20 protein-coding genes and 1 tRNA gene are annotated in these 25018 nt (G+C 61.0%); 11 read left to right on the top strand and 10 right to left on the bottom strand.

The window, feature by feature from the left end:
• Positions 1 to 19: 19 nt before the first annotated feature.
• Positions 20 to 1936, bottom strand: a complete 1917-nt coding sequence (locus DES53_RS15305) for an FHA domain-containing protein (RefSeq protein WP_113959163.1) — start codon at positions 1934 to 1936, stop codon at positions 20 to 22.
• Positions 1937 to 2151: 215 nt separating this feature from the next.
• Between DES53_RS15305 and DES53_RS15300 the strand changes: the two genes are divergently transcribed.
• Both DES53_RS15300 and DES53_RS15295 read left to right on the top strand, forming a co-directional pair.
• The gene (locus DES53_RS15300; RefSeq protein ID WP_170157146.1) at positions 2152 to 2838 is read left to right on the top strand and encodes a hypothetical protein; all 687 of its coding nucleotides are present in this window, start codon (positions 2152 to 2154) and stop codon (positions 2836 to 2838) included.
• A 71-nt stretch (positions 2839 to 2909) separates the two neighbouring features.
• A tRNA-Val gene (locus DES53_RS15295) sits at positions 2910 to 2984 on the top strand.
• A gap of 158 nt (positions 2985 to 3142) precedes the next feature.
• Here DES53_RS15295 and DES53_RS15290 read toward each other — a convergent pair.
• From DES53_RS15290 to vccA, 5 genes are all read right to left on the bottom strand, one after another.
• Complete coding sequence (locus DES53_RS15290; protein ID WP_113959161.1) at positions 3143 to 3334, bottom strand: hypothetical protein; 192 nt, start codon at positions 3332 to 3334, stop codon at positions 3143 to 3145.
• 140 nt (positions 3335 to 3474) lie between these two features.
• The gene (vccD, locus tag DES53_RS15285; protein WP_170157145.1) at positions 3475 to 4092 is read right to left on the bottom strand and encodes a Verru_Chthon cassette protein D; all 618 of its coding nucleotides are present in this window, start codon (positions 4090 to 4092) and stop codon (positions 3475 to 3477) included.
• 13 nt (positions 4093 to 4105) lie between these two features.
• Complete coding sequence (gene vccC, locus DES53_RS15280; protein ID WP_113959159.1) at positions 4106 to 5218, bottom strand: Verru_Chthon cassette protein C; 1113 nt, start codon at positions 5216 to 5218, stop codon at positions 4106 to 4108.
• On the bottom strand, positions 5215 to 5742 hold the full coding sequence (gene vccB, locus DES53_RS15275; protein WP_113959158.1) for a Verru_Chthon cassette protein B: 528 nt from the start codon (positions 5740 to 5742) through the stop codon (positions 5215 to 5217). The genes vccC and vccB overlap by 4 nt, the downstream gene beginning before the upstream one ends.
• Positions 5743 to 5784: 42 nt before the next feature.
• Positions 5785 to 10029: a Verru_Chthon cassette protein A gene (gene vccA, locus DES53_RS15270; RefSeq protein WP_147263429.1), complete on the bottom strand. Its 4245-nt coding sequence runs from the start codon at positions 10027 to 10029 to the stop codon at positions 5785 to 5787.
• 616 nt (positions 10030 to 10645) lie between these two features.
• Between vccA and DES53_RS15265 the strand changes: the two genes are divergently transcribed.
• The 6 genes from DES53_RS15265 to DES53_RS15240 all read left to right on the top strand — a co-directional run bounded on the left by DES53_RS15265 (position 10646) and on the right by DES53_RS15240 (position 15805).
• On the top strand, positions 10646 to 11110 hold the full coding sequence (locus tag DES53_RS15265; protein ID WP_113959156.1) for a hypothetical protein: 465 nt from the start codon (positions 10646 to 10648) through the stop codon (positions 11108 to 11110).
• On the top strand, positions 11107 to 12027 hold the full coding sequence (locus DES53_RS15260) for a hypothetical protein (RefSeq protein WP_113959155.1): 921 nt from the start codon (positions 11107 to 11109) through the stop codon (positions 12025 to 12027). The genes DES53_RS15265 and DES53_RS15260 overlap by 4 nt, the downstream gene beginning before the upstream one ends.
• Before the next feature lie 50 nt (positions 12028 to 12077).
• A complete protein-coding gene (locus DES53_RS15255) occupies positions 12078 to 12803 on the top strand; it encodes a TetR/AcrR family transcriptional regulator (protein WP_170157143.1) in 726 nt (241 codons plus the stop codon).
• A 63-nt stretch (positions 12804 to 12866) separates the two neighbouring features.
• A complete protein-coding gene (locus DES53_RS15250; protein ID WP_113959153.1) occupies positions 12867 to 14006 on the top strand; it encodes an ABC transporter permease in 1140 nt (379 codons plus the stop codon).
• A 24-nt stretch (positions 14007 to 14030) separates the two neighbouring features.
• On the top strand, positions 14031 to 14789 hold the full coding sequence (locus DES53_RS15245; RefSeq protein WP_245958181.1) for an ABC transporter ATP-binding protein: 759 nt from the start codon (positions 14031 to 14033) through the stop codon (positions 14787 to 14789).
• The gene (locus DES53_RS15240) at positions 14786 to 15805 is read left to right on the top strand and encodes an efflux RND transporter periplasmic adaptor subunit (protein WP_113959152.1); all 1020 of its coding nucleotides are present in this window, start codon (positions 14786 to 14788) and stop codon (positions 15803 to 15805) included. Before DES53_RS15245 ends, DES53_RS15240 begins: the two co-directional genes overlap by 4 nt.
• A gap of 240 nt (positions 15806 to 16045) precedes the next feature.
• On the opposite strand, the gene DES53_RS15235 is transcribed toward DES53_RS15240, so the two are convergent.
• The gene (locus DES53_RS15235; RefSeq protein WP_113959151.1) at positions 16046 to 16291 is read right to left on the bottom strand and encodes a hypothetical protein; all 246 of its coding nucleotides are present in this window, start codon (positions 16289 to 16291) and stop codon (positions 16046 to 16048) included.
• 180 nt (positions 16292 to 16471) lie between these two features.
• Here DES53_RS15235 and DES53_RS15230 point away from each other — a divergent pair, with 180 nt between their 5' ends.
• Positions 16472 to 17791, top strand: coding sequence for a homoserine dehydrogenase (locus tag DES53_RS15230; protein WP_113959150.1), 1320 nt, complete (start codon positions 16472 to 16474; stop codon positions 17789 to 17791).
• Positions 17792 to 17975: 184 nt separating this feature from the next.
• On the opposite strand, the gene DES53_RS15225 is transcribed toward DES53_RS15230, so the two are convergent.
• From DES53_RS15225 to DES53_RS15215, 3 genes are read right to left on the bottom strand one after another with little or no spacing between them, the layout of a single operon-like run.
• A complete protein-coding gene (locus DES53_RS15225) occupies positions 17976 to 19253 on the bottom strand; it encodes a S41 family peptidase (RefSeq protein WP_170157142.1) in 1278 nt (425 codons plus the stop codon).
• A gap of 19 nt (positions 19254 to 19272) precedes the next feature.
• Positions 19273 to 19521 (bottom strand): hypothetical protein, encoded by a 249-nt coding sequence (locus DES53_RS15220; RefSeq protein ID WP_113959148.1) that lies wholly within the window; start codon positions 19519 to 19521, stop codon positions 19273 to 19275.
• Between the two features lie 48 nt (positions 19522 to 19569).
• Positions 19570 to 20193: a glycine zipper domain-containing protein gene (locus DES53_RS15215; protein WP_113959147.1), complete on the bottom strand. Its 624-nt coding sequence runs from the start codon at positions 20191 to 20193 to the stop codon at positions 19570 to 19572.
• Between the two features lie 159 nt (positions 20194 to 20352).
• Between DES53_RS15215 and DES53_RS15210 the strand changes: the two genes are divergently transcribed.
• Positions 20353 to 23187 carry an ATP-binding cassette domain-containing protein gene (locus tag DES53_RS15210; RefSeq protein ID WP_113959146.1) on the top strand — a complete coding sequence of 945 codons (2835 nt, stop codon included), beginning with the start codon at positions 20353 to 20355 and terminating at the stop codon, positions 23185 to 23187.
• A gap of 4 nt (positions 23188 to 23191) precedes the next feature.
• Positions 23192 to 25006, top strand: coding sequence for an ABC transporter ATP-binding protein (locus DES53_RS15205; RefSeq protein ID WP_113959145.1), 1815 nt, complete (start codon positions 23192 to 23194; stop codon positions 25004 to 25006).
• Positions 25007 to 25018 lie beyond the last annotated feature (12 nt).

Genomic DNA, 25018 nt, shown 5'->3' with positions numbered 1-25018 from the left:
CATTTGCCCAACCCAGTGCTCAGGCAGCCTGGGACGCATCCGACGCGTTGGCTGTCGTCAGGTTGTAGGTCTGCACTGTGTAGCCGTATGGCCCCAGCCGGACCTTCGCCCCATCGGTAAGCAAAATCAGTTCGTTTGTTTTGCTGCGCAAATCCGCACCTGTGGCCACCGCCACCACGCTGGCCTCCACTGGCTCAAACCAGAACTGCCCGGCGAAGCGCTGGATTCTGGCCACCGGATGAGCGGCAGAATCAGCCCGCAACCAGGGGCGGCCCGACTTGGAGAAATGGATGCCTACGTCGCTCAGTACCATGGCCGCCTCGCACAAGAGCACCCCGCTTCCGCCGGGTCGCAGAATCACTGCGCCGTGGAGCTTGCCGTCTTCACCCTCAGGCGCTGACCAATCCTGCACCTCGCGCCCCAGGACAAATTCCGTGGCAATGGCGCGGACCTCGATAGGAAACTCACCGGCCAACAGGAAATTTACCGGGAGTTCCACTTCGGCGAATCCGGGAATGGGAGCATCCTGCAGCACCGTGGGATTCACCGCATCGCTCTCCTCGACGATCAGCTTGCCATCCTGGAGCTGTACGCGTGCCTGCGCACGGCTGACGCGGCGTGAGCGGGCGTCATTCATGTTGGAACGCGGACGGAACTGCGCGATGAAGTCCGCATCGCTCGCCGAACGGCCCAGTACCACATTTTCCTCACCCACAAGGGCAAAGATGGGTGCCTCTTCACTGTCCGGCACGAGGCGGATGCGGAGCGTCGGGCTCAGGGACAGGGCTTTCTCGCGGTCCGCCGCAGTCACGGCAAGGACGGCCACGCTGGGACCTGCTGGCTTGGCGGCGGGCAGCGGGGGCGGTCCGGTGCGCTTCACCGTCACGGCATCGAAACTCACCGGCTGCTCCGCACTAGTGGATGCTGGACCCGCCACCGGAGGCGGCGACGAGGAAGCGGGACTGCTGGAAGTGGAGATGAGGGCCGTGAGGAATGAGCCTGGGGCATGCGAGCCCGTGGTGAAGGCGCCGGACATCCCGGCAGGGGGAGGCGGTGCCGCGGGCACAGGACCGGTGGCAGAGCGATGTGAAGGGACGGTGAGGGTCCGCAAGCGCTCGGTATGCGCGGCGATGCTGGGCTGCATCGACACCCCGAAGAACTCGTCCATGAACGCCTTGGCCGAGCCAAATCCGGCGCGGCCCTCGCTGGTGAGCGCACGGCGCAGGAGGACATTCTGCTGGGAGGTGAGCTGGGGCACCGGCTGGTAACGGGCATTCCCCCCACGCATGTGCTGGGGCTGGCCGAGCAGGTCACAGGCGAGCGCTGCCAAGGGCAGCACATACTCGTGCGTGTCCTTCGGCACGGGATCGACCAGGGCAGCGCGCAAGGCGGCGGCGCTGAACTGCATGGTCGCCATGGGATCCATATCCGTCACGTCCGAGCCGGCATTTTCAAACGCCGGCACGTCTGGCGCGGGGATGCGGGGCAGGCCCAAGCGAGCATCCAGATACAGGTGCCCGGCCTCCAGTTGCAGGCGAGGCCAACCCAGCGCGGTAGCGGCCTCACAAGCCTCCGTGAGCAGGCGCAGGAAGGCCTCCACCTCCTCCATGGTGAGGGACTGACGCTGCTGGAGCAACTCCCGCAGGCTGTAGTCGCCCGGGTACTCAGAGACCGTCCATTGGTGGTCCGGCTTGAGCTGGAAGTCCGTCACCCGGCAGAGCAATCCCACAGGCGGGCGCATCATCACCTCCACCGCCCGGCGCTGTTGGGCCAGGGAATCCATGCTCAGCGGCTTGGCATAGTCACAGTAACTCAGCACCAGGTAGTCCGGCGTGCCATTCGACGCCTGCACCGCATAGCGCTGGTGCGTGGCACCAAGCGCGGGAAGGCGCGCAATGAGGCGGTAGCGGTTACCGAGGAACTGTTCGAGCGTCATGGAAAAGGGTCGGTCAGAACGATAGGCGCACCCGCGACAATGTCGAGCATTGGAGGAAGCACCTGAATCGCAACTGGATGTCTGGTGCTAACGGGGTGTGACAGATTCGTTTTGCGGATCCGGCCGAAGATGGTGTGAAAGCAGGGATATTTTACAGGGTTTTGACGGTGCCTTCCCCCCTCCCACGCTAGCATCCCAGCCGAATCGCCATGCCCATGAGCCTCCCGAACAAACCAATCACGGGCGTTGCCGCCGCATGGCTGGTGTGGTCGCTGGCCTGCTGCTCCGTCAGCCAGGCAGAGCCCCCGCCCACCCCCATCCCCGCGCCGAAGGATGCCTGCGAGGATATGATAGCCGCAAAGGTTCAGGTAGCCCCGGAGCTCACATTCAAATTCTTCACCTCCCTGGAGACCTCCCGTCCGTGGCACATCACGGGAAATCCGGATGAAGGACTCGAAGACACCATGGATGGCAGCATCGACGAAGAGGATTTGATTCTTCTGGAGCACACCTCCGCGTGTACCTCGACCCATCAGGGAGAGCACCTCATGTCCTTCTGCGAAACCAAATCCACCGAGCACGGCGGTGTGGCGCTCTTCATCCACGGTGGTGTCCCTGCCCACGCCAGCTCCCTGACGGTGGATGTGGACCCAAAGACCGCCAACTTCACCTGTTCCTTCAACGCGGTGTACCCTTCGCCAACTCCTCCACTCACCTGGCGCATCACAAAAAAATCCATGCGGGCCAAGTCCCTTGAGGTCCATCCCGGACGCAGGTTCTACGCCTGGATTTCCGTCGAGTTCGACGAGGTCTGGATGGAAAATGGCAAGGAACGGAAGCACTCCTACAAGATCGAAGGCCCGGTCAAACCGGTTATTCAGCACCCGCCCCAGAAGGAATGACCCTCACACACCTCGCAATTCAGCTTGCGCGAAGCTCATCGACACGCACTGTAGGCACCCATCCAGATACCGCGCGGGTAGCTCAGCGGTAGAGCGGCTCGTTTACACCGAGTTGGTCGGGGGTTCGATCCCCTCCCCGCGCACCATCTTGCTGAACTCAGTTCCGAAGTTCGCAGATGCGCATCAAAGCAAAAACGACCACTCCCCTTTTTTGAATTCGGGGACGGTGGTCGAGGTTGGGTAGGCAGGGCGGGGAAACGTGAGGATCACGCGTGCCGATCTGCAGGTTGGCTGGCTGCTTCCCTCAGGATGCCTCAGCAAGGCGATGGCTGTGGCTGTGACGCCAGTGGTGCATCCGCAGACGCACGCGCCCCACGCTGCTCACGCCCAGCCAGCACATGTAGAAGGACCAGGCCAGGAGCATCCATCCGGCGCGGGCCGTGAGGGTGGGGCCCGCAGGGACTGCCTGGGCAAAGGGTGAAGGTGTCGATTTCATGACTTCGCAATGATACCGGAAGCCCCATGGATGAAACAATCGTGCCAAGGTGAACAAGATGTTGCATACTCATGGCACGACGTAAGCGGCCAGGAGGGATTGCAACATTTGCCGACATCCGGGTGGCTCCGTCGGCGCAATCAGGGCCGGAAGGTCCGCAGCTTGCCGCTGGTAGGGTGGACCTGGATGGTCACAAAATTCGCCGGTGCATTCTGTTGCGAGGCATGCTTCGCCTCCAGAATCGTGAGGAACCAGGCCTGTGTGGACGGCAAATCGGTCGAGCCATCTGGGAAAAAGTGGAAGGAGACGTACCTGCCCTCTTCATTTGTGCCCGCTGACTTGAAGGCTCTCCCAAGCAGTGACGTGAGTTGCGTCTCGCTGCTGATGGCCATCGAGTCGTCGAGTTTCAATGCCACGCCCTCAGGCTTGTAGTCTCCCTCGACACCAATGTCGCTGGTGCGCAATACGAGAGTCCGCAGCGTACGCACACGCGGGGTGTCATCCACCGCGGTGCCGCTGACGGATTCGTAGAGCCGCACCTCCACCTCCACATTCTGCGCCACGGCGAGTTGCTGGGCACTGGAGAGAAAGTTGCGGACGTCATCGGCAGCCGCACTCAGCCGTGTCGAGCGCAGAATGCCATCAATCCCCGGGGCGCTGATCGCAATGAGCAAGCCGAGGATGACGATGACCACGAGCATTTCGATCAGGGTGAATCCTGCCGTGCCGGTGGTCTTGAATGCGCGATGGGTCTTCATGAAGTGGCTTGGGCTATTCGCGTCCATCCCAGCGCGCGTTGCGCATGGCGACGGCGGCGGTGAAGACGCGGTAATTCAGCCGCTGGGCGGAGAGGTGGTCCTTCAACCTTCCGAGATCCCTCTCGTAGAAAGCCGCTTCCGTGAAGGTGGACTTGGCTTCGGCCAGAAGATCCACGGGCTTGTCACGGTGCTGCTCTGCCAGACGTTGTGCCGAGGGCTCGTCCAGCGCCACGAGAGTCACCTGCACGAGGGGTGGCAACAGGTGTTGTGTGCCTTGTTTCGCCGAGCCGTCCTCATTGAGCTGGACGGGCTCCACCGTGGTCGTGCTGTTGTCTGTATCGAGTGAGTTATACCGGTAGCTGGGGGCGACCCATGACACATTCCGATTGGCAGCCTTTGCGGTGGCCTCCGATACACGCGGAGACACGAGCAGGAGGATGATGTTGTCCGCCAGTGGCTCCGATGAAGTCGCGAGATCCTGGCGGAACCATTCATCCGGCTTCACGTACACCGTGTTCCCCTGCTCAGTGGATGCAGGCGCGCTGGTAGCGCGCTCGGAAGGCGGGCGGTATTCGATGAGGCGGTAACGAAATTTTTCTGCGATGCCACGCTGACCGAGAAACGGAGGGCGATCCTTCACATCACTGCCGAACTCGATGAAATAGCCACGCGCATTCAGCAGGGTGCCCAACTCCCGATGCTGCTGCGAAAGTCCGAGAGGCGCCTGGAAGAAAACGGCATGTCCCGGGTGATCCGCGGGGGTGGTGGTCGCTCCGAGGAGGTTGATGGTTTGATCGGTGCGGAATTGAAGCTCGGAAAAGCGCACGTACGCGCTGGGCTGCACGGCGGCATCAGGCGGCGCCTCATTCGTGCCTGTTTCCGCATAGTGATAGTCCCAGTACGTGTTCAATGTCGCCTGTGAGATGTGTCGGGTGATGGCTTCAAAGGCGAGGCGGGCTTCACGGAACTGCTCCACTTTCGCCTGCGAATACTTCCAGGTGCGTTGTGTCTGATCCAGCGCGGTGACGCACACCAGCATGATCACGGACACGATCACGGTGGAGATCATGATTTCCAGCAGGGTGAAGCCGGAAGCTTTCGCACGATGGAATGGCTGCGCTCTCATTTTCCTGAACGCGAAACCACGGATGCGTAGGTGCGGAAGGTCGACGCCGGCGCATCGTCAAAGCTGAACTGGGTGCTGTTGGCATTACCCACCTTCACCACCACACGACGCAGGTAGGGATCGGAATCACCATTGTTCGGGACCGGGCTCGTGGCAGGAAGCGAGATGTCTGACTGCGGGACTTCCACCTCAGCGACATAGGACACCCAGTCACCGGGATTCTTGGAGTCGAGCTCCACGGCGAGGTCGTCAAAGTAGTACCGCTTGCCCTGGTATTCATTCGTGAGCACGTCGTTGCCAGAGGCATCCACCCATTCGGAATTGGAGATGCTGGAGAGGATCTGCTCGGTGATACGGGTCTCCGTGGCGATGTCTCCTGCCTGCTTGAGGGTGTGCATGCTCTGCGGCAAAAAGCCCAGCAGGGAGGTCAGCCCCAGCGCCGCTATGGCGATGGAGATGGTGGCTTCAGGCAGGGAGAAGCCCTGGAGCAAGCGGGACTTCAGTCGGTTCAGGTTCGATTGCATGTCTTGTCGTTGGGGGATGAAGGCTTTTGTTTTTCGATTTCGTTACGACCCAAACTTCTTGGTCTCGATGACGCGGAACTGGTGGTACTGGTCGAGTGTGTCTGTGGTGACTCCGGAGGTGAAGTCGGGCAGGTTCTTTTGCGCGGGGTCGAGGTAGCGCTCGATCACGGTGGAACCGCGGTGCTCGCTGGTGATCTTGTCCACTTCGTTGTCCACCACATCAGGGGCGGTGGAGCGCGCCTTCACCATGGACTGTGCGACGTAGTGCACCTTGAAGGTGTTGGAGCGCGTGGTGAGGCGTGGATAGATATTCGCGTAGGGGCGCTCGCGGGTGTTGTCACCCGTAAGACGATGGTCCGCCCAGAAGTCCGGCATGTCCTCCGCGCTCTCCACACCCACCGGGATGAGGTGGATATCGCAGATCTCGCTCGGGGTGATGAAGGCCCTGCCGACATTGAAGCGCTGATCGAACTGCTTGAGCGTGGCTTCGATGTCCAGCTTGCGATGCCAGGTCTTCCCATCCTGCTCCTTCCAGAATGTTTCGTTGTTCCCCGCGACAGGCCATGCCTTGTAGTCGGACATGTCCCCCTTGTTCACGGCTGTGAGACGTTCCTTTTCCAACACAGCGTGCAGCCCGCTCGCGCGACGGATGTTTGTGAAAGGGAAGATCTGGTAGTTGAGATTGATCTTGCCCGCCGTGCTGAAGGGTTCGCTGATCGCGTAGGGCTCGACCACCGGCATCCAGAAGAACTCAAGGAAGAGATGATCCGGAGGATCCTGCCCGCCATTTGCTTGCGAGCCACCGGGATGTCCCTCCTGCGGACGGAAGAGCAAGGTGCGCCACGGCTTGCCTGCTTTCACTCCCGTGGGCAGGGATCCGAGGACCGCCGGGGAAGGGATCTGCCGGTTCGGCGAGAAGAAGTTCTCCCCCATGGATTGCTGCTTCCCGGCATCTACAAAATAGGCGAGTCCATTCTTGCTGTTCAGATTGCCTTCATCGGGTTTGTTGATGTAGGGACCGTCACGCGCGGGGCCAGTGCCATTGTCGAAATCCCAGGTGCTGTGCGCCGCGCTCGCCGCTTCGGTAAAGAAAGGGAAATCGGGAATCCGGTTGTTCGCATATTTCTGTCCAGCATCTCCGGCCTTGTTTGGCACGAGGCGGTTTTCGTAATCCGTGTTTCCACCATAGTCATAACCCGGCATCTGCTGGGAGACGAAGTTGCTGAAGTTATGCGCAAGCCTGCGCGAGCCCCAGTTGCGGTGAGGCTTCCACTGGCTGGCGTCCACCACGGGCGAGGCCGCGGTGAGACGGTAGTCGCCGTGCTTGATAAGCATGGTCTGCACGACATCGCTGCCCTCGGCCTCTTCACCCACCGCCGGCTTGTTCGGCGTGAGCTTTGGACGGAAGGGACGCGGCGCCCCGGCGATGTCCGGATCAAAGCCATAAAAGAATGCCCCCCGGCGAAGCTGGTTGCTGGCCTGGGGCTCGGAGTTGGATCCCCAGAAGCGCCCGCCGATCACCTGGGCAGTACCTTTCTTCAGGCTGTCGACATCGAAGCCCATGCAACCTTTGCCGTAGAAGGTCCACCAATACGGCGCCTCGACCTCGGGGTCCGTGACCTTGCCCTTCGCATTGGTGATGGCCTCGATGGGCACACGCACCAGCGTCGGAGCTTTCACCGTGTTCGAGGGGAAATTGAGCTGCAGCGTCTGCACACGTGTGGCGGCGATCTCAGGAAGCGCCACGATCTTGCCCAGGTGCCCGCTGTAGATCTCAAGTTCGACATTGGCTCCGGTGATTAGCATCGGGATGGAGCCATCCTCACCCACTTCGATGTCGACGAAATTGCTGATGAGATCGTAGTTCAGCACGCTGAGAGGAGCTGGCGTGTCCGAGGAGGGCTTCACCTGCCAGGGCACCGCGCCCCACTGGTTGTCCGCGGGCATCGGCGCACGCGCAGGTGCCTCGCGCTCACGGAGGAATCCTTTCAGCCCAAGTCCATAGCCGCCGGTTTCCTGGTTTCCCACATGGGTGGCGCGGCGACCGGTGCGCACGACGAGATCCTCATTGGGGAAGAGCTGCGTCTGCGTGCCATTGGGATGCACGATCTTGAAGTTCTTCAGCCCCTTCACCTTCACGGAAAACTCCGGCTCAATGATGGTGTACCCCGCAGCCGGAATGAAAAACTCCAACAGGAAGCGGGCCTGGATACGGCGCTTGCCCGGAGGCAGTGGCTTGTTCGGCTCCAACTGCCAGTTCCAGTTTGGTTTCTGGTATCCGGGATGATTCACATCCGGACCGTAGGGTTTGCCAACAGGATTGGGCGGGAAGTTGGAATACCACCGATCGGTGGGATCATTCGCCTTCGGCCGGAGCTTGGGAGCGCTGCCGCCACCCGGCTTGCCAATGGCTGCCGACACCTTGGCGAAGGGATTGTTGGGATCGTTGGTGTTGTCCGCAGCGCAGATGAAGTGCAGACCAGCCTCCGTGATGGTGGGAAAGCGCGCGATGCCTTCATAGCTCTTTCCATTGCGCGTCCACACGGAGGGGGTGACCTGGCCGTGACCGGGAAAGGCCAGGAACTCGTGCTCCACCGGCTCGCCCGTTTCCGCATCCGCGCCTGTATGGATGAACCGCGGATCGGTGAAGGTCTTGAACTTGATCGGGCGTGTGTACGAACCCTGATATCCGAGCATGAAGTTCGCGGTGGTATTCGCCGGCTTGTCGCTGGGATCGGCCAGGTATCCGTCATGAAGATTGACGGAACGGATGTAGTCGAAGATCTCCACGAGGATCTGAGGCAGGTCTTCGCCGTACTTGGTGTTGAAGTTCTTTTTCGCGTCGTCGGAGAACCCGGGCACCGGCTTTTGCCATTGGTTCAGCAGGTAGTTCAGCAGCGCCTGGTTATCCGCCTGGGTCACATCCATGGTCGGAGAGTCCGCATAGCCGCGCTGGAACATGTATTGCCTCTTCCCACCGAGCTTCGCGAGGGTGGCGCAGAAGGCGATCACCGTGTCGTACTTGCTGCGATACTCCGGGCCACGATAGTTCCCCGGCCATGTAGCGATCTTCGGAAGGCCGAATGGATTCGACTCCGGCGCGCGACTGCGCGCCGTGAGGAAGAAGCCCGTGCGTTGCAGCTTGTCAGGCCCCACATCTGCAGCACCGAAGTCATTCTGCGTGCGATCTTCCTTCAGGAGGAATTCATCGAGGCTCGCATACAGGCGCTCCTTGCGGAACTGGCTGAGGTTCACGGCTTCGATCTTGGGATCGTCATAGGAGACGGTACCGCCCTTGGTGCCTCCCGGTCCGATCTTGGGCACAAGGCCGTAGATGAGTTCCTTGTCCTCCCACTCGATTTGCTTTTCCGGGAAAAGGATTGGGCTCAGCGCGGTGGTGGCCGGGTGGCCGGGGTACCGCTGGAACTCGCCATTCACCGGCTGATAGCGTGCCCATGATGCATCCTCATCATGGAAGAAAGTGGGAGGCGCCCAGAAGGTGGGCTCGGACGCGGTGTTGATGTTCACCTTGCTGCTTTCATCATCCGTCCAGAAGGCCACGCGACCCACGATGGGATTCTCCTTGGTGGCAGGAACGCGACCGGTGAATCGCTTGTCTGGATCCAACGTTCCCAGACTTCCGTCCTTCAACACATAGATCCACTCGACCGGCATGGGCAGGCGCTGTCCGTCTCCCGCCTGGGTGACCACTCCCTGGATCTTGCTGCCACCGATGAAGGTGTCGGTGTATTTGAAACCGTGCACCGCGTCGTCCGCACCGGACATCGCGCGCGGATCGATCACTGGAAACAGGAGGCGCGGCTGGCCCAGGTGATTCGTCCGCACCACCGGCTGGTTGAGATCCACATAGCGCTCTGGCGTTGCGGTCCAGTCGGACGGAGGGACATCTTTGAGCAGCTTGTCCTCCAGCTTGGGTTCATCTGCCAGGGCCATCTGCGAGCTCGAGTAGAGCTTGTAGGCGGCCTGCAACTTTCCAGTGGTGGCATAGCGCCGCACCAGACCGGGCTGGGAGGTCCAGATTTCTCGGCCGTTGGCCGTGTCGCTTTGCGTGGTGCTCTTGCGAAGCTGGGAAATGACGATGTCCACGGCCACATCAGAGATCTGCCGGGACTGCTGGCCGCTGGAATAGTGGCGGGCGCCTTTCAGTTCGGACTCCGCAAGCGAATACAGCGCGAGCACCAGCACGGTGATGAGGCCCAGCATGGCCACCACCATCACGAGGGCAACGCCCCGGCGGCTGGCTGAGATGAGAGGTCTGATTTTCACGAGAGAACGAAGGGGGCAGACGACAAAGGCACGAAGGCCTGTGCGTGGGGGGGTGCCTGCTCCTTCCCTTCTCGGGATCAGTGCCTGGCTGATGTCTGACGACGCCGTCCGTGATGCGGATGGGCTGTAATCATCGAGCAACGCTGGTCACTCGCGTTTATCACACTAATTCAATGTAGATTAAGATCAAGCAGAAGGTCGGCTTTTTTGCCTCCAATTTGCGCGCCGCCCACAAAATGAACGAACTGCGCCGGGCACAAAAAACCAGTGTCCGGCTCGGGACACTGGCTGAAGGGGGGTGAACAGCGAATCTGAGGGACTTAGAGCGGTTTAAGTTACAGTGTAGCCATTTTCGTATTGGGGCGCGCCACCCCAACCGCGACCAGCGGTCGCAGCCACGGCCACGGCCTGAACCATCCGCCACGGCAGTAAGTCTTGGTACTACTGTGGCTGCGACCGCTGGTCGCGGTACGGCAAGTCACCTCCGCGCTCCTGTGGGGTGCGGGACGGCTTTATCTTTTTGCGAGGATGGTGGCCCCACCTGACCGCCGAGGCTCGGCGGACTACTTTCTGAAGAGAGTCTGAGGTTGCACCGCTGCACGGGCTCCACTACCGCATGAGCATGTGGTCCCGCATCGCACGCATGCTGATTCATCCCGTCATGATGATGGTGGTGCTCGTTTTGCTGTGCCGGGTGGTGAAGAATGCGTACCCCTTCAACAGCTTCCCGATGTATGCGGATCCCAGCCCGCACCCTTCCGACTACCTGATCGTGGCGGATGGCGCTGGCAATCCGATCAATGTGAAGCACATGACCGGACTGAGTTCCGCGAAGGTGAAGAAGATCTACACCGAGCGTCTCAACCGCACCTGCAGCAAGCTGGACATCGAACCCACGGAAGCGACGCCAGAGATCCGCGCGAAGGTGTTCGCGGAAACTATGCGGCAGTTGCGTGAGCTCGCAGACAAGCGCAAGCGTCCGCTGCCGGACAAGGTGCGCATCACGAATGTGTTGATCTATCAGGACTACAAGGACGGCGCGGCCTTCCGCGAGGAACCCCAGGTGCTTGGCGAAGGATGATCAAGCTTTCTCCCCAGGCATTCCGCCCCGTGAACGTGGGACCTTGGGAGGCGCGGCTCATGCGCCTCCTCTTTGCCATCACCGCCGTGTGGTGCATGTGGAAGGTGCTTCCCTTTGAGAAGATGGAGGTACCCAACGGGTTGGCCCGCATCATACCGCTGGAGTTCCTGGGTGGTGAGGATGCCATGCTGTGGTTCCGCCCGCTCATCATCGGCGCGGCCATCTTATACGTACTTGAGTGGCTGAATCCCCTTGGCCTCGTGGTGCTGACACTGGCTCACCTGGGCTACAACACGCTCCAGAATTCCCAGGGCTTCACCTACCACGGGTACAACATCATCGGCCTTGTGTTGATCGCCCAATGCGTCGCCGAGCTGTGGTGGAGGATCCGGCCGCTGTTGGAGAAGGGGGGCGCCGTGGCGGATGCAGTGCGCCATGGGTATCAGCTCTACTTCGCACAGTGCGCCATCGCCGCGGTGTACGTGACCTCCGCCATCACGAAACTGAGCAAGTCCGATGGGCTCTGGCTTTTCCGTAGCCACTACCTCGCGAAGTCGATCGTCAAGACCCACCGGCAGACCTTCTATGACAACCCAGAGGGTCTCGCAGTGCCACAGGTATCAGCCATCGCCCAGTGGCTGGCAGAGCACCACGTCGTCACCCGCCTCGCGTTTGGCGCCGGGTTCATGCTGGAGCTGTTTGCCTTCCTTGCCCTCTGGAACCGTGCATGGGCGCTTTTCATCGGACTGAGCATCATTGCCTTCCACTTCGGAGTGGAGTTGATCATGCAGCTCGACTTCCGGGTGAACCAGATGATGTGCTTCATCTTTCTGGTGAATATCCCCTTCTGGATGTGGTGGTTGGCGAAGGGTAGGAAGTCCGGGGCACTCTCCCTCAGGAAGGAGCCGACTTTGTGACTCGAAAGAAGAATTTGACTGAGAGTCAAAAACCTGCCAATGTGGGTACTGTGACCGCTACCCGCAAAGAACGCGAGCGCCAGGCAAGGGAGGAACTCATCCTCGACCACGCCCAGCGTTTGTTCCGGCGTGACGGGTATCAGGACGTGAACCTGGACGAGCTGGCCCAAGCGGTGGAGTACTCCAAGGGGACCATCTACCTCCACTTCCAGTCCAAGGAGGACCTGGCCTTGGCCGTGGCCACCAGAGCGCTACGGCATCGGGCGGACCTCTTTGAGCGTGCGCTGAAGTTCACAGGTGGCAGTCGGGAACGCATCCGCGCCATCGGCTATGCCTGTGTGGAGTTCATGCTCACGTATCCGAACTACTTCAGCGCGGAGCTCATGCTGAAGAGTGATTCCTTCTGGGAAAAGGCCTCGGAGGCCCAGCGGCAAAAGCACGCCGTCGAGGGGGGGCGGTGCTTTCGCACGGTGCACAAGGCCATCATCGATGGCCAGACCAGCGGTGACCTGCCTCCCTCACCCCACATGACCACGGAGTTACAGGCCTTCTCCCTGATTGCCATGACCATGGGCAGTCACATCATGACCCAGGTACATGACCTGCGGGTGCTGGCCGGGATCGAGGACGCCGCGACGATTGTCCGGGTGAACCAGGACCTCGTACTGGATGGCATGGGTTGGAAACCGCTCTTCCGCGACTTCGACTACGCCTCCTCTGACAAGCGCATCCATGACGAGATCTTTCCCGAGTCGAACTGGTTCAAAGCCAAGTAGTCCCTTTTTTTGGCCCAAAACTGACTTCCAGTCATTTATTGAATCTCATTCATCGATTTAGACATGAACTTCGTCGCCTTTCGCATGCTGGTGGGAGATCGGGCCAAGTACATCGGGCTCATCTTCGCGATCGCCTTCTCCACCTTCCTGCTGCAGAACCAGACGTCGATCTTCGCAGGGCTGATGAAGCGGACGGGCCACCAGATACTGGATGTGGCGGATGCGGACGTGTGGGTCATGGATCCCCGCACCCGTTACTTTGACGAAACCAAACCCCTGAAGGACACCGACCTCGCCCGCGTGCGCGGTGTGGAAGGCGTGGACTATGCGGTGCGCCTCTTCAAAGGGACGCCGGTGGCACGCACGGTGGATGGCACCTTCGCCGCCTGCACCGTGCTGGGCATCGACGAAGCGACGCTCCTCGGTGCACCGCGCAACATGTTGCTGGGCAAGTGGGAGGACCTTCGCAATCCGAACTCCATCATCATCGACAAAGCCGGGTACCTCATGCTCTTCCCCGGTCGTCCGCTGGAGCTGGGACAGACACTGGAGCTCAATGACAATCGCGTGGAGATCGTGGGCATCTCGGATGCACTACCTGCCTTTGTCTCCTTCCCCATCATCCACGCGCGCTACAGCGAGGCGTTGAACTTCCAGGGACGCCAGCGCCAGCAACTCTCCTATGTGCTCGTGGGCGCCAAGCCAGGCGTGACCCCCGAAGAGCTCGCCACTCGCATCAGCACCGCCACGGGACTGAAGGCGCGGACCACGCTGCAGTTCATGTGGGACTGTGTGGGCTACTACATGAAGAACACCGGCATCCCGGTGAATTTCGGCATCACCATCGGTGTGGGCATCCTGGTGGGACTCGTGGTGGCAGGGCAGACCTTCTACCTTTTCACGGTTGAAAACCTCAAGCAGTTCGGTGCGCTCAAGGCCATCGGGGTAACGAATGCACGGCTGCTCGGCATGATCCTGCTGCAGGCCTTCATCGTGTGGTTCGTCGGCTTTGCGATTGGCACCGCGCTTGGTGCCACGTTCTTCGAAATCACCAGCCACAAGGTCGCCACCCGTCACTTCGTGCTGCTGTGGCAGAGCGCTGCGGGCGTGGGCGTGCTGATGCTCACCGTGGTGCTGCTGGCCAGCATTGCCAGCCTCCGCCGCGTGCTCGTGCTGGAGCCCGCCACCGTCTTCCGGGGATGAATGAATGCGACCATGACCATGCACATGCCTTCACAAACCTTTATGCACTCATTGGTGGAAACCGAACCTGCCGTCCGTTGCGAAGGAATCCGCAAGTCCTTCGGCACGGGCGAGGCGAAGGTCGATGTCCTGCGTGGCGTCGACTTCACTGCCGCCCCTGGTGAAATGACTTTTCTCGTAGGACCAAGCGGCTGTGGAAAGACCACGCTCATCTCCGTGATCGCGGGCCTGCTGGATTTCAGCGACGGCGAAGTCACCTTGTTTGGAGAACGCTGGTCCGCCCTCAGTCCGCGCGATCAGATCGTGTTCCGCCGGCAGAACCTTGGCTTCGTCTTCCAGCAGTACAATCTCCTCCCCGCCCTCACCGCCGCGGAGAATGCCGCCGTCCCTCTGCTGGCCGCGGGTGTGAACCGCTCCAAGGCCGTGCGCCGTGCGACCGAACTGCTGGATCAACTGGGCCTGGGTCATCGCGCCAACGCGTATCCGCGCACGCTCTCCGGTGGCCAGCAGCAGCGTGTGGCCCTGGCACGCGCACTCGTGCATGAGCCACGCCTTTTGATCTGCGATGAACCCACCGCCGCTCTCGACCACCACACGGGTGAAGCCGTGATGGATCTCCTCGCGAACTCTGCCGTGCATCCCGAGCGCGCGGTCATTGTCGTCACCCATGACAATCGCGTCTTCCACTACGCCGACCGCATCGCCCACATGAACGACGGCGCCATCACCGAGGTGGAATCACGCGCCTCCAAGACATTCTCAACCGTCCCTGTCGCCCTATGAAAACAAAAGGTCTTCTCCTGCCCATCCTCAGCGTTGGACTGCTCGCGTACGCCACGTTGAGCGTGGTGCGTTCGCAGCCGCACACGCCGCGCGTCGATCCTCCGATGCCACCGCCGCGCTCCACCTTTGAGCGCACCGTAGCCGGGATCGGCCTGGTGGAGCCCAGTTCGGAGATCATCTCCGTGTCCTCCCACCTTCCAGGTGTGGTGGAAAAGGTGTACGTGAAAGCGGGCGACCGCGTGAAGGTCGGCGCACCGCTTTTCAAGCTCGACACCCGCGCCCTTGAAGCCCAGCTCGCAGAGAAGGAAGCGAGTGTCACTGCGTTGCGCGCCAGCGCCTCCAGCGCCGATGCACGAGTGAAGACAGCCGCGGCGGCGCTGAAGGAGGCGAAACTTCTGCTGGTCACGGCGGAAAAGCTCACGACTTCACGCACCATCAGTGCGGATGAAGTGACCCAGAAACGCGCTGCAGTAGAGACGGGTGAAGCCGCGCTGGAATCATCGCGCTCCGAAGCCGAAGCGGCCCAATCCCAAGTCAAGGCTGCCGAGGCCGCCAGCAACATGGTGCGTGTGGACCTTGAACGCAGCACGGTGACAGCGCTGATCGACGGTGAAGTCCTGCAGGTGCGCATTCGCCCCGGAGAGCACGCGACGGCCGGCGCAGCAGCGCAACCATATCTCATCCTTGGTCAGACCCTGCCCTTGCATGTGCGTGTGGACGTGGACGAGCAGGACGCCTGGCGTGTCTCGTCTGAAGCACGCGCCATTGCCCAGATGCGTGGCGACTCCACGCGGTCTGCGCCCCTGAAGTTTGTGCGCATTGAACCGCTTGTCGTGCCGAAGCAGAGTCTTACCGGTGCTGCAGCGGAGCGTGTGGACACGCGGGTGCTACAGCTCATCTACCGCCTGGAACCTTCGGTACATCGCTTCCTTCCCGGACAGCAGGTGGACGTTTTCATGGAGGAGTTGCCCACCGCCAAAACCTCCATGCCGCAGACGCTGGCGACGGGGATGTGAGAAAGTAGTCCGCCGAGCCTTCGGCGGTCGGGAAACACCAAAACACCCGTCTCGGAAACTCGGACGCGGACGGTCAGCGAGCTGACCACTCGCGAGCTGAAGGGCGAAATCCCCCTGACCGCCGAAGGCTCGGCGGACTACTTTCCGTTGTCGGGCGGGCGTTGCCAGGCGCGAAAGGAATGCCAGCAGGGGATGCCAGGGTTCCCATGTTCGTGACGGCAACGGAGTTCCCGCCGCGCGTCAAGCCGCCTGTCGGCCGCGAAAAAGCACACGATGAAACGTGACCGCCACGGCGGCGATGCCCATGATCAGTACCACCGTCCGGTTATCACCGGGAATTTCGGAGGAAGGCACGGTTGCATTCGCCGCAGCCACGGCTCCTGCGGATGCCATGGCCGGTATAGCATTGTCCGTGAACGCATTGCCTTCCGCAAAGGCCGAGGTGGCCAGCATCAGCACGCATGCGATTTTCACTGCGATTGACATCGTAATTACAAGCTAATCAGATTGCTTAGTTTGTGGCAACAGACAAAAACATCCCGGCTGAAGATTCACTTCCCTGTAGTGCAAACACCCTATCGTTCAGCCAATTCGACGTGACAGTTGCGTCACCGGTCACTCTCGTTCATTCATTCATCGTACGCGCCCCCTCTCCCGCTCCTCTGCATGCCTGGCTCCACTGAAAAATTTCGCACCGTCCGCATCGGCTTGGCGGGTCTTGGAAATGTAGGCATGGGGGTGTACAAGAACTTGGAAACCAACGCCGGACTGCTGCGCGAGCGCACGGGATTCCATCTCCAGGTCACCAGGATTTCCGTGCGGGATCCGAAAAAGCCGCGTGATGGCAAGGTCCCCCAATCGCTCTTCGTCGGTAGCTGGCAGGAGCTCGTGGCCGACCCGCAAGTCGATGTGGTGGTGGAACTCATCGGAGGAACCACGGAGGCATTTGATCTCGTCTCGGCTGCGCTACGTGCCCGCCGGCCCGTGGTGACTGGCAACAAGGCCCTGCTCGCGGAGCGCGGGAAGGAACTCTTTGCCCTCGCCGAGGCGAACCGCGTGCCCATCTACTTCGAAGCCGCAGTGGCTGGCGGCATCCCGATCATCCAGACCCTGCAGGAGGGTTTCGTGGGAAACCACATCCGCAGCATCTACGGCATCATCAACGGCACCTGCAATTACATCCTGACCCGGATGTCACAAGCAGGCCTGAGCTACGAGATTGCCCTGGATGAGGCGCAGAAGCTGGGCTTTGCGGAGGCGGATCCCACGCTGGACGTCGGCGGTTGGGACGCGGCGCACAAGGCCATCATCCTCGCCTCCCTGAGCTACGGATTTTGGATCAAGCCGGAGGACGTATTTGTGCAGGGCATCGACAAGGTGAGCCTCACGGACATGAGCTTCGCCGACCGTCTGGGCTACACCATCAAGCTTCTCAGTGTGATCCGAGCGGATAGGGACGGCAAGGTGGAGGTGCGAACGCAGCCCTCCCTGGTACCGAAGAGCCACGTGCTCGCCAGCGTGGGCGGCGCCTTCAATGCGGTGCTGGTGAATGGCGACATCGTGGGTGAAACGCTTTTCTACGGCAAGGGCGCAGGACAGGACCCCACCTCTTCCAGTGTGATCAGTGACATCGCCGAAGCAGCCGCCACGCTCGTGTATGGCTCGCGCCACAGCGGCTTCGTGCCGCACGGGCTGTATGGCAAGAGCAAGCCGGTGGATGAAACTGTCTCCAACTTTTATGTGCGCCTGACCGTGGAAGACACTCCCGGCGTGCTGGCCCAGGTGGCCAAGGTGCTCGGCGATCGTGGCATCGGGATCTCCTCGGTGATCCAACCCGAAGACGAAGGCAGCGATACCACCTCCCTGATCCTCATGCTCGATGACGCCACGCTGCGCACCGTGCGTGAGGCCATTGATGAGCTGAAGCAGCTCGCGTGTGTGCGCGAAGAGCCGAGCTGCATGCGCGTGGAGACACTGGGGGGCTGAGGCTGCCCTAACATTCAAACGAAGCCCCAGATCAAGGAGCGACACTAGCTTAGTGCTGTCATGTAGCAACGCTGCGGTGTGGGGTGGACGCGTTCACAGAGCTTCCAAAAAATTGGCTCCGCACCAACATTTGCCCACCACCGGCACTAGGCTAGTGCCGCTCCCTGCGAATCAGCCGCACCCCTCAATCCTTCGGGAAAATTCTTCCGCGATTCTCGAGGGAGGGCAGCAGGCCAATCTTGTCCCAAGTCTGGCCTTGTGGGGCGATGAGTTCACCCGTGGTCAAAATCAATCGGCCACCTCCGCGCAGGTCGATGCCATTTTGGGTCATGCCCTTGCCGTAGGATTTGGTACCCTGGCTTGCACCTCGGGCGGTCTTGCTCGCGATGAGGGCAGCGATGACCAGTTCCGCGCCGCTCGCAGTACCGGAGTCTTGAAGAAGAATGACACCCGCTGGCTTGAACTCGCGTGGCTTGTTGGCCGAAATGACCTCATCCGGCTGGCCACGACGTCGTACGGTGACGATGGGCTCTCCAGGTTCCATGAACATACCGGCGAACTCCAGAGCAACATCCAAATCACCACCGGGGCAGCCCTGGAAATCAACGGTCAGGGTGCCTCCCGGGCTCAGCTGTGAAAGCGCCGAGCGGGCCTCGGTGAGCAATTCCTTGGAGAATTTCCGCACGCGGAGGATGAAGCTGGAAACACGCTTCTCCGTGAGCACGCTCGGTGTGGAGAGGGTTTCACGGGTTACGCGGATGGTCTGGGCACGACCAAAGGTATGCTCCACACGCAGGCTGACCTCGGTGCCCGGCGCACCACGGATGACTGCGGCGAGGTATTCCAAAGAGCGTCCCTCGACAGGTTTGCCGTCCACGCTGACCAGTTTCTGACCTGCTTTGATCCCCGCAGCCTCCGCAGGGGACCCGGGAAGTGGGTAGCAGTAGAAACCATCCTCCTTCTCCATGACGGACATGCCCACGGCGCTGCCTGTGGTCTTGCCCATGAGCTTGACCAACTTCAGTTCATCCGAGCGGATGTAGCGGGTGTAGGCGTCGTGCTGGCGGCAGTAAGTCTGGAGCGCACGCTCCGCGAGCTCCCGAAGGGTAAGACGCTGGCCGGGGGTGGAAGCAATGGCCTGCAGGATGCGGATGAACTCGGCCTCGGCCGCGTCATCAATCATTGTGGAGAGGTCCTTCTCCTGGCTCCTGGCAGACTCGCCGAGCTGGGTCACCAGGCCTTTGAGCGCCTTGGTGTAAATGACGGCCTTGGGTTCCGTCTTGTACGCAGCCTTGGTGACATGATCCGTCACCTCACGCACGAGACTGGTGACGGTGGCCGGGTCGTCACCTTCAGGTGCCTGGGCGTGCGTTTGTACCGGGGCATGAAAAAGGCTGGTGGCAAGAGCGAGGCACCCGGCGAACCGAGCCCACTTCTGCCACCAGCCCTGAGAATAGACCATCAGACGAGAACCCGTGTCGTTACCACGAGCCCTGTTGATTCTTCTTGCGGGCGTACTCGTTCTCGAGCGCTTCGGTGCGGCCCTGCTGGTACGCATTGGAGCGATCCAACTGGTTCAGACGCTGCTCGCGCTCATGGAGACGGTAGTCCGCCTTGGACTGGGACCAGCCGAAGAGACCACCCTGGTTCGGGTCTCCCGTGGTTTCACAGGAGGTGAGCAACAGGGAGGCGCCGACGGCGGCAAGGGAAAGGATGCTGGGAAGTTTCATGTTCGCAGTAGATGTATGTGATAGTCGCGGCGACTGTGACGGCCGGATTTACACGTCAATCTGATTGCCGAGGTCGGCCAGGCGATCCTGGTTGCTGCTGAGGGAGGAGCGGGTGCTGCGCAGCTGGGTCACGCGGCTGCTGAGGCCGGAGCTGCCAGTCTGGTTGACCACGGAGGACTGCTCCTTGATTTCGTTGTCCACCAACTTGGACTGCTCGCGGGACTCCTGCTGGAGAGAAACGACAGCCTGCTTGATGTTGCGCATTTCAGCCTTGTTGCCACTGGCCTTGGCGGAGGCGTAGCGGGATTCCAGATTGGAGATTTTGCTGGAAAGGGAGCGGTTGTAGGAGCGGGCGTTGGCGTTCACGCGCTCAGCCTGGGCGATGCAAGCGTCCAGCCAGGCTTCCTGGGAGGCGTACTTGGCCTTTTTGCGGGCCACGTGGTCACCCACGGCCAGGCCGGCGAGGCTGCCGATGCCGGCGCCCAGAAGCGCGCCTTCAAATCCACGGCCGCTCTGGTGACCGATGATACCACCGGCAATGGCACCGAGAGCACCGCCAGCCAGGGTACCCTCCGTACGAGTACGGGTCTGGTCATCCTTGATGTTCGCGCAGCTGGTGACGAAGGCGAGGGCGGTGACGGCAGCGGTGGATCGGAGAAACAAGTTCTTCATGACGTGTTGACGACAGTGGTTGATTCGGGGGCTGTAACGCACGATGACGCGGGGGCGACATTACCCAATGCTCCCGGCACAAAGCAAACAAAAAGACGTTTTCTTCACAACGCTGCTGCGCAAGAATCCTGCCAATCCCGCCAATCCTGCCCCCGCTGAATGAACGGCCATATCACCCTCGCATTCCAAGGCGATCTCCGCGCCTTCGCGCTCGACAAAACCTCTACGAGCATCGGCAACTCTCCCAGCGCGGATCTGCAATTGGCGGCAAAGGGCATCGAATCCCTCCATGCCACGCTTGCCTGGGAGCCACGCGCTTCTTCCTGGTTGCTGAGCGCCGGCAGTCCCTCCGCCCAGAAAACACTGCGGCTGAACGGCCAGCTTTTGTCCTCCGTTGCATCGCTTGAAGACGGCGACATCATTGAAATGCCTGACGTGCTGATCCGGTTCGGACTCACGCCGATGACGCCGCGCTTCCGCGGAGTGGAGACCAATGAAGTGGTCTTGCGCGGTCTGAACAAGCTCACGCTGGGTCGTGCCACCGGTGAGCAGACTGCCGATCCCAAGGTGGAACTCGACAGCGAGGACGCACGCGTTTCCCGCCAGCATCTGGAGCTCGACCAAACGGAACCTGGCGTGGTGTTCGTCACTGACAAGAGCCAGACCGGCACGCTGCTGAATGGCCAGCGCTTCGACCGGCGCCAGCTCATTGTGGGCGATCGCCTGAAGCTGGGAAGCTACACCTTTGAGTTCACCGGCACATCCCTGCGTCGTGTGTCTGCTTTCGGCGGCGCCAAAGTGGAAGCGCGCAATCTGACCTTCACCCTGCAGAACGGGCGCAACATCCTGAATCAGATCTCGCTGGATATCTCCCCGTGCTCCTTCGTGGGCATCCTCGGCGGATCCGGCCAGGGCAAGAGCACCCTGATGAACGCGCTCTGCGGTGTGAACCCGGCGACGAGCGGTGAGAGCTACATCAACGGCGTGAAGCTGGGCGATTCCCGGCAGATGGCTGCCGCAGGAATCGGCTACGTGCCGCAGGATGACATCGTGCACCTCGAGCTGACGGTGACGGAGGCCATTACGTACAGCGCGCGGCTGAAGCTGCCGAGCGGCACACCGCGCAAGGCGATTCGCGATCTTGTGGAGGAAACCATCGAGCGCCTCGGTCTTGCGGAGCACAAGGAGAAAAGCATCTCCATGCTCTCCGGTGGCCAGCGCAAGCGCGTGAGTATCGCCACCGAGTTGCTGGCCAAGCCAAGCGTGCTCTTTCTCGACGAGCCTTCCAGCGGTCTCGACCCGAAGACGGAGTTTGACCTGATGTCGCTGCTGCGCCGCCTCGCTGGTACTGATTGCACGGTCATCTGCACCACGCACGTGCTCGGTCGCGCGTATCTCTTTGACCAGCTCCTGTTTGTTCACGGCGGTCACATCATCTTCAACGGCACTCCCGATGAAGCGGTGGACTACTTCAAGGTGGAGAATGGTCTTGAGGAAATCTACCTGAAGGTCGGTGGAGACGAAACGCGCACGGGCGCGAACTGGCGTGATGAATTTGAAGCCTCACGTCCCGCCGCGAAACCGCTCGCGTATCTCCCACCCGCGCAGGAAGACACCACGCAGCAGGTGAAACCGAAGCGCGGACCGGGTTGGTTGCCCACACTCATCATCCAGCTCCAGCGTCAGTGGAGCATCCTGAGGGCAGACTTGCTGAATCTCCTCTTCCTGCTCGCACAGCCCATATTGATTGGCCTGCTCGTGGGCTGGGTGGCAGATGATGCGGTGCTGCGCACCTTCCTCTGTGTGGTGGCCACGTTGTGGTTCGGTTGCAGCAATGGTGCGCAGCAGATCGTGCGTGAGATTTCCATCTTCCGTCGCGAGCGCGTGTGCGGCCTGGGATTGAATGCATACCTGCAGAGCAAGTACGTGTTCTTTGCGATCGTCACCACGTTGCAGGCGTTGTTGCTCTATCTGGTGACGCTGACCACGGCGCACATCATCAACCCCTCAGACTTCAACAGCACGAAGTACATGGAGGTGATGACCACACGCCTGACTCCGGCGCCGACCGCGGCACCTGGCGTGGCGGCGGCCACCACTTCCGTGCAGGCGCAGGTGGATGAGTTCGACATCGTCACCGAGGACACCAAGGGTAAGGAAGAAGCCGCACCGGCAGCAACAGCAGCGCCTGCCGCTGAAGTGCCCAAACCCAAGGGCCCGGGCTTCCTCATGACCTCGCTGCTGCGCGTGGCAAATTTCTTCGAATGCGGCCAGAACATCATGGACACCACGGATCCGGGCGAAGGCCAGCCTCCGAGTCCTGATACCAAGTCGAAGACCCTGGGCATCATTTTCCTGGTGCTGCTGCTGAAATTCTCGGCACTCTTCGCTGCAGCGCTGGTGGGCGTGACCATTGGCCTCGCGATTTCCGGTCTGGTGCGCACCAGCACCCAGGCCGTGATGTGGGTGCCGCTCGTGCTCATTCCGCAGATCCTCTTTGGCGGCTTCGTGGTGACGCGCCCGGAGATGACTCCGAGTGTGCGCTTCGCGAGCGAGTTCGTCCCCAGCTACTGCGCCCAGCGCATGATGGACGTGGCCGGCATATACGGCCAGATCACACCGCGCATGACCAATCGCACGAAGTATCCCGTCTTCCTCACGCCGACGGGTGAACAGGAGGAAGTGACGTGGACCGAACTCGGCGAATCCACCACCGAGAAGTATGACAAGGTCTCTGACTGGAATGTGAGCTGGCAGAACCTGATCGTCTTCCCCAACCGCGTGGGCCAGCACCACAATGCCTTCCGCATCCAGCGCGGCGTGAAGAAGTACGACGAGAGCACCGAACAGCGCAACGACGTGCGCTACAAGATGGGCACGCTGTACGGGTTCACCGCACCGGCCATGACTTCCGCCACGATCCTGGGCATCTGGATTCTCGCGTGCTACGGCATCACAATCTGGGGGCTCATTGGGAAGCAGAAGGGGAAATGATGCCATGTCCGCCGCCACGTCCACTACGTCGCAGATGATCCGCTTCATGCGGCGCTATCCGTGGCGGGTGGCGGCGGGGGCCTTCATGGCGATTGCGGGGACGCTGCTGGGTTTTGTGTTTCCGGCGATCACTCAAAAATTCATCGACAAGATCATCCCGCAGCGGAAAACGGAATTGATCCTCGGTACGGCGGCAATCGCCCTCGGGGCATTTGCACTGCGGCAGGTGTTCTACAGCCTGCGCACCCTGGCGAACAATGCTTTCGAACTGCGCATGACGTATGATCTGCGCAGCGAGCTGCACCGCAAAATTCAGCACCTGCCGCTGAAGTGGTTCGACCGGCAGAGCTCGGGCGACATCCTCACGCGCATGGCGGATGACGTGCCGGCCACGCAGCGCGTGATCCTGGAGGGGATCGATCAGGGCCTGCCATCCATCCTGCAGGTGATTCTCACGGGCGGCGTGATGTTCACCATCCATCCAAAGCTCGCACTGGTGGTGCTGATTCCCGTGCCATTCATCATCGCGGGCGGATGGATCTATGCCAAGTGGGTGTCACCACGCGCGACCAAGGCCCGCGAGGCGGCGAGCGGTTTGAGCACGCTGCTGCATGACAACATCGCGGGCATCCGTCAGATCAAAAGCTACACCCTGGAGCAGGAGAAGCAGGAGGACTTCGATGAGTCCAGTGGTGCCTATCGCGACCAGCAAACAAAGCTGCAGCGTGCGTGGTCCATCTACGGACCGGGTATGGGATTCCTCGGCGATCTGGGCGTGGTGCTGCTCATGGGATTCGGGGCGTATTGGTGCATTCAAGACATGCTGGCCCTGGATTCCCTGCGTGCCTCCGGTGCAAATGCAACGGCGCTGGCGAGCTTTGAGGCGAATGCTCTGACCATCGGCAAGTTGAGCCAGTTCCTGCTGCTGATGGGGATGTTCTATGAGCCTATTGGGCGGCTCCACGGCGTGAACCAGACCTTTGTAAATGGCCTCGCCAGCGCGAAGCGCATCTTCGACATCCTCTCTCTCGATGGCGCCGAGAAGCTCCACGAAGGAGATGAACTCAAGGAGGTGAAGGGTGAGATTCGCTTCGAAGATGTGAGCTTCCGCTATGACGAACACCGACCCACGGTGGAGCACATCCACCTGGCGGTGCAGCCACAGCAGACAGTCGCCATCGTCGGCGCCACGGGTGCTGGAAAGAGCACACTCTTCCAGTTGCTCACACGCTTCTATGATCCGGACAGTGGCGACATCCTGCTCGACGGAAAGTCCATCCGATCGCTGAGCAAGGTCAGCCTGCGTGACTCCATCGGCTACGTCACGCAGGAGAGTTACCTCTTCAACCAGACCATCCGTGAGAATCTGAAGCTCGGCAAACCCGACGCCACGGAGGAGGAACTGTGGCGCGCGCTGCGCCTTGCCTGTGCCGCGGACTTTGTGGAGAAGCTGGATGGCAAGCTCGATGCCACGGTGGGCGAACGCGGCTCACGCCTGAGCGGTGGCGAGAAGCAGCGCATTTCCATCGCGCGTGCTTTCTTGAAGGATGCGCCCATCCTTCTGCTCGATGAAGCGACGAGTGCGGTGGACACCAAGAGCGAACGGCTCATCCAGCAGGCAATTGATGAGTTGAGGAAGGATCGCACGTGCCTCGTGATCGCGCACCGGCTCAGCACGATTCTTCATGCGGATCAAATCTACGCGATGCGCGCCGGCCAGGTGGTGGATCACGGCACGCATGAAGAGCTCATGCAGAAGTGCCCGTACTATGCGGAGTTGGTGGCATTGAGCTTTCAGGAGGAGAAGCTGGCGGAGTAGGGTGCTCCGCTG

Source organism: Roseimicrobium gellanilyticum (assembly GCF_003315205.1).
GTDB lineage: Bacteria > Verrucomicrobiota > Verrucomicrobiia > Verrucomicrobiales > Verrucomicrobiaceae > Roseimicrobium > Roseimicrobium gellanilyticum.
Note: the sequence above shows the minus strand (reverse complement) of the source record. Positions and strands in the feature narration are given on the sequence as shown.

Coding starts and splice junctions, on each gene's coding strand:
- DES53_RS15305 (WP_113959163.1), bottom strand. CDS start 1,936: ATGACGCTCGAACAGTTCCTCGGTAACCGCTACCGCCTCATTGCGCGC.
- DES53_RS15300 (WP_170157146.1), top strand. CDS start 2,152: ATGAGCCTCCCGAACAAACCAATCACGGGCGTTGCCGCCGCATGGCTG.
- DES53_RS15290 (WP_113959161.1), bottom strand. CDS start 3,334: ATGAAATCGACACCTTCACCCTTTGCCCAGGCAGTCCCTGCGGGCCCC.
- vccD (WP_170157145.1), bottom strand. CDS start 4,092: ATGAAGACCCATCGCGCATTCAAGACCACCGGCACGGCAGGATTCACC.
- vccC (WP_113959159.1), bottom strand. CDS start 5,218: ATGAGAGCGCAGCCATTCCATCGTGCGAAAGCTTCCGGCTTCACCCTG.
- vccB (WP_113959158.1), bottom strand. CDS start 5,742: ATGCAATCGAACCTGAACCGACTGAAGTCCCGCTTGCTCCAGGGCTTC.
- DES53_RS15265 (WP_113959156.1), top strand. CDS start 10,646: ATGAGCATGTGGTCCCGCATCGCACGCATGCTGATTCATCCCGTCATG.
- DES53_RS15260 (WP_113959155.1), top strand. CDS start 11,107: ATGATCAAGCTTTCTCCCCAGGCATTCCGCCCCGTGAACGTGGGACCT.
- DES53_RS15250 (WP_113959153.1), top strand. CDS start 12,867: ATGAACTTCGTCGCCTTTCGCATGCTGGTGGGAGATCGGGCCAAGTAC.
- DES53_RS15245 (WP_245958181.1), top strand. CDS start 14,031: ATGCCTTCACAAACCTTTATGCACTCATTGGTGGAAACCGAACCTGCC.
- DES53_RS15240 (WP_113959152.1), top strand. CDS start 14,786: ATGAAAACAAAAGGTCTTCTCCTGCCCATCCTCAGCGTTGGACTGCTC.
- DES53_RS15235 (WP_113959151.1), bottom strand. CDS start 16,291: ATGTCAATCGCAGTGAAAATCGCATGCGTGCTGATGCTGGCCACCTCG.
- DES53_RS15230 (WP_113959150.1), top strand. CDS start 16,472: ATGCCTGGCTCCACTGAAAAATTTCGCACCGTCCGCATCGGCTTGGCG.
- DES53_RS15225 (WP_170157142.1), bottom strand. CDS start 19,253: ATGGTCTATTCTCAGGGCTGGTGGCAGAAGTGGGCTCGGTTCGCCGGG.
- DES53_RS15220 (WP_113959148.1), bottom strand. CDS start 19,521: ATGAAACTTCCCAGCATCCTTTCCCTTGCCGCCGTCGGCGCCTCCCTG.
- DES53_RS15215 (WP_113959147.1), bottom strand. CDS start 20,193: ATGAAGAACTTGTTTCTCCGATCCACCGCTGCCGTCACCGCCCTCGCC.
- DES53_RS15210 (WP_113959146.1), top strand. CDS start 20,353: ATGAACGGCCATATCACCCTCGCATTCCAAGGCGATCTCCGCGCCTTC.
- DES53_RS15205 (WP_113959145.1), top strand. CDS start 23,192: ATGTCCGCCGCCACGTCCACTACGTCGCAGATGATCCGCTTCATGCGG.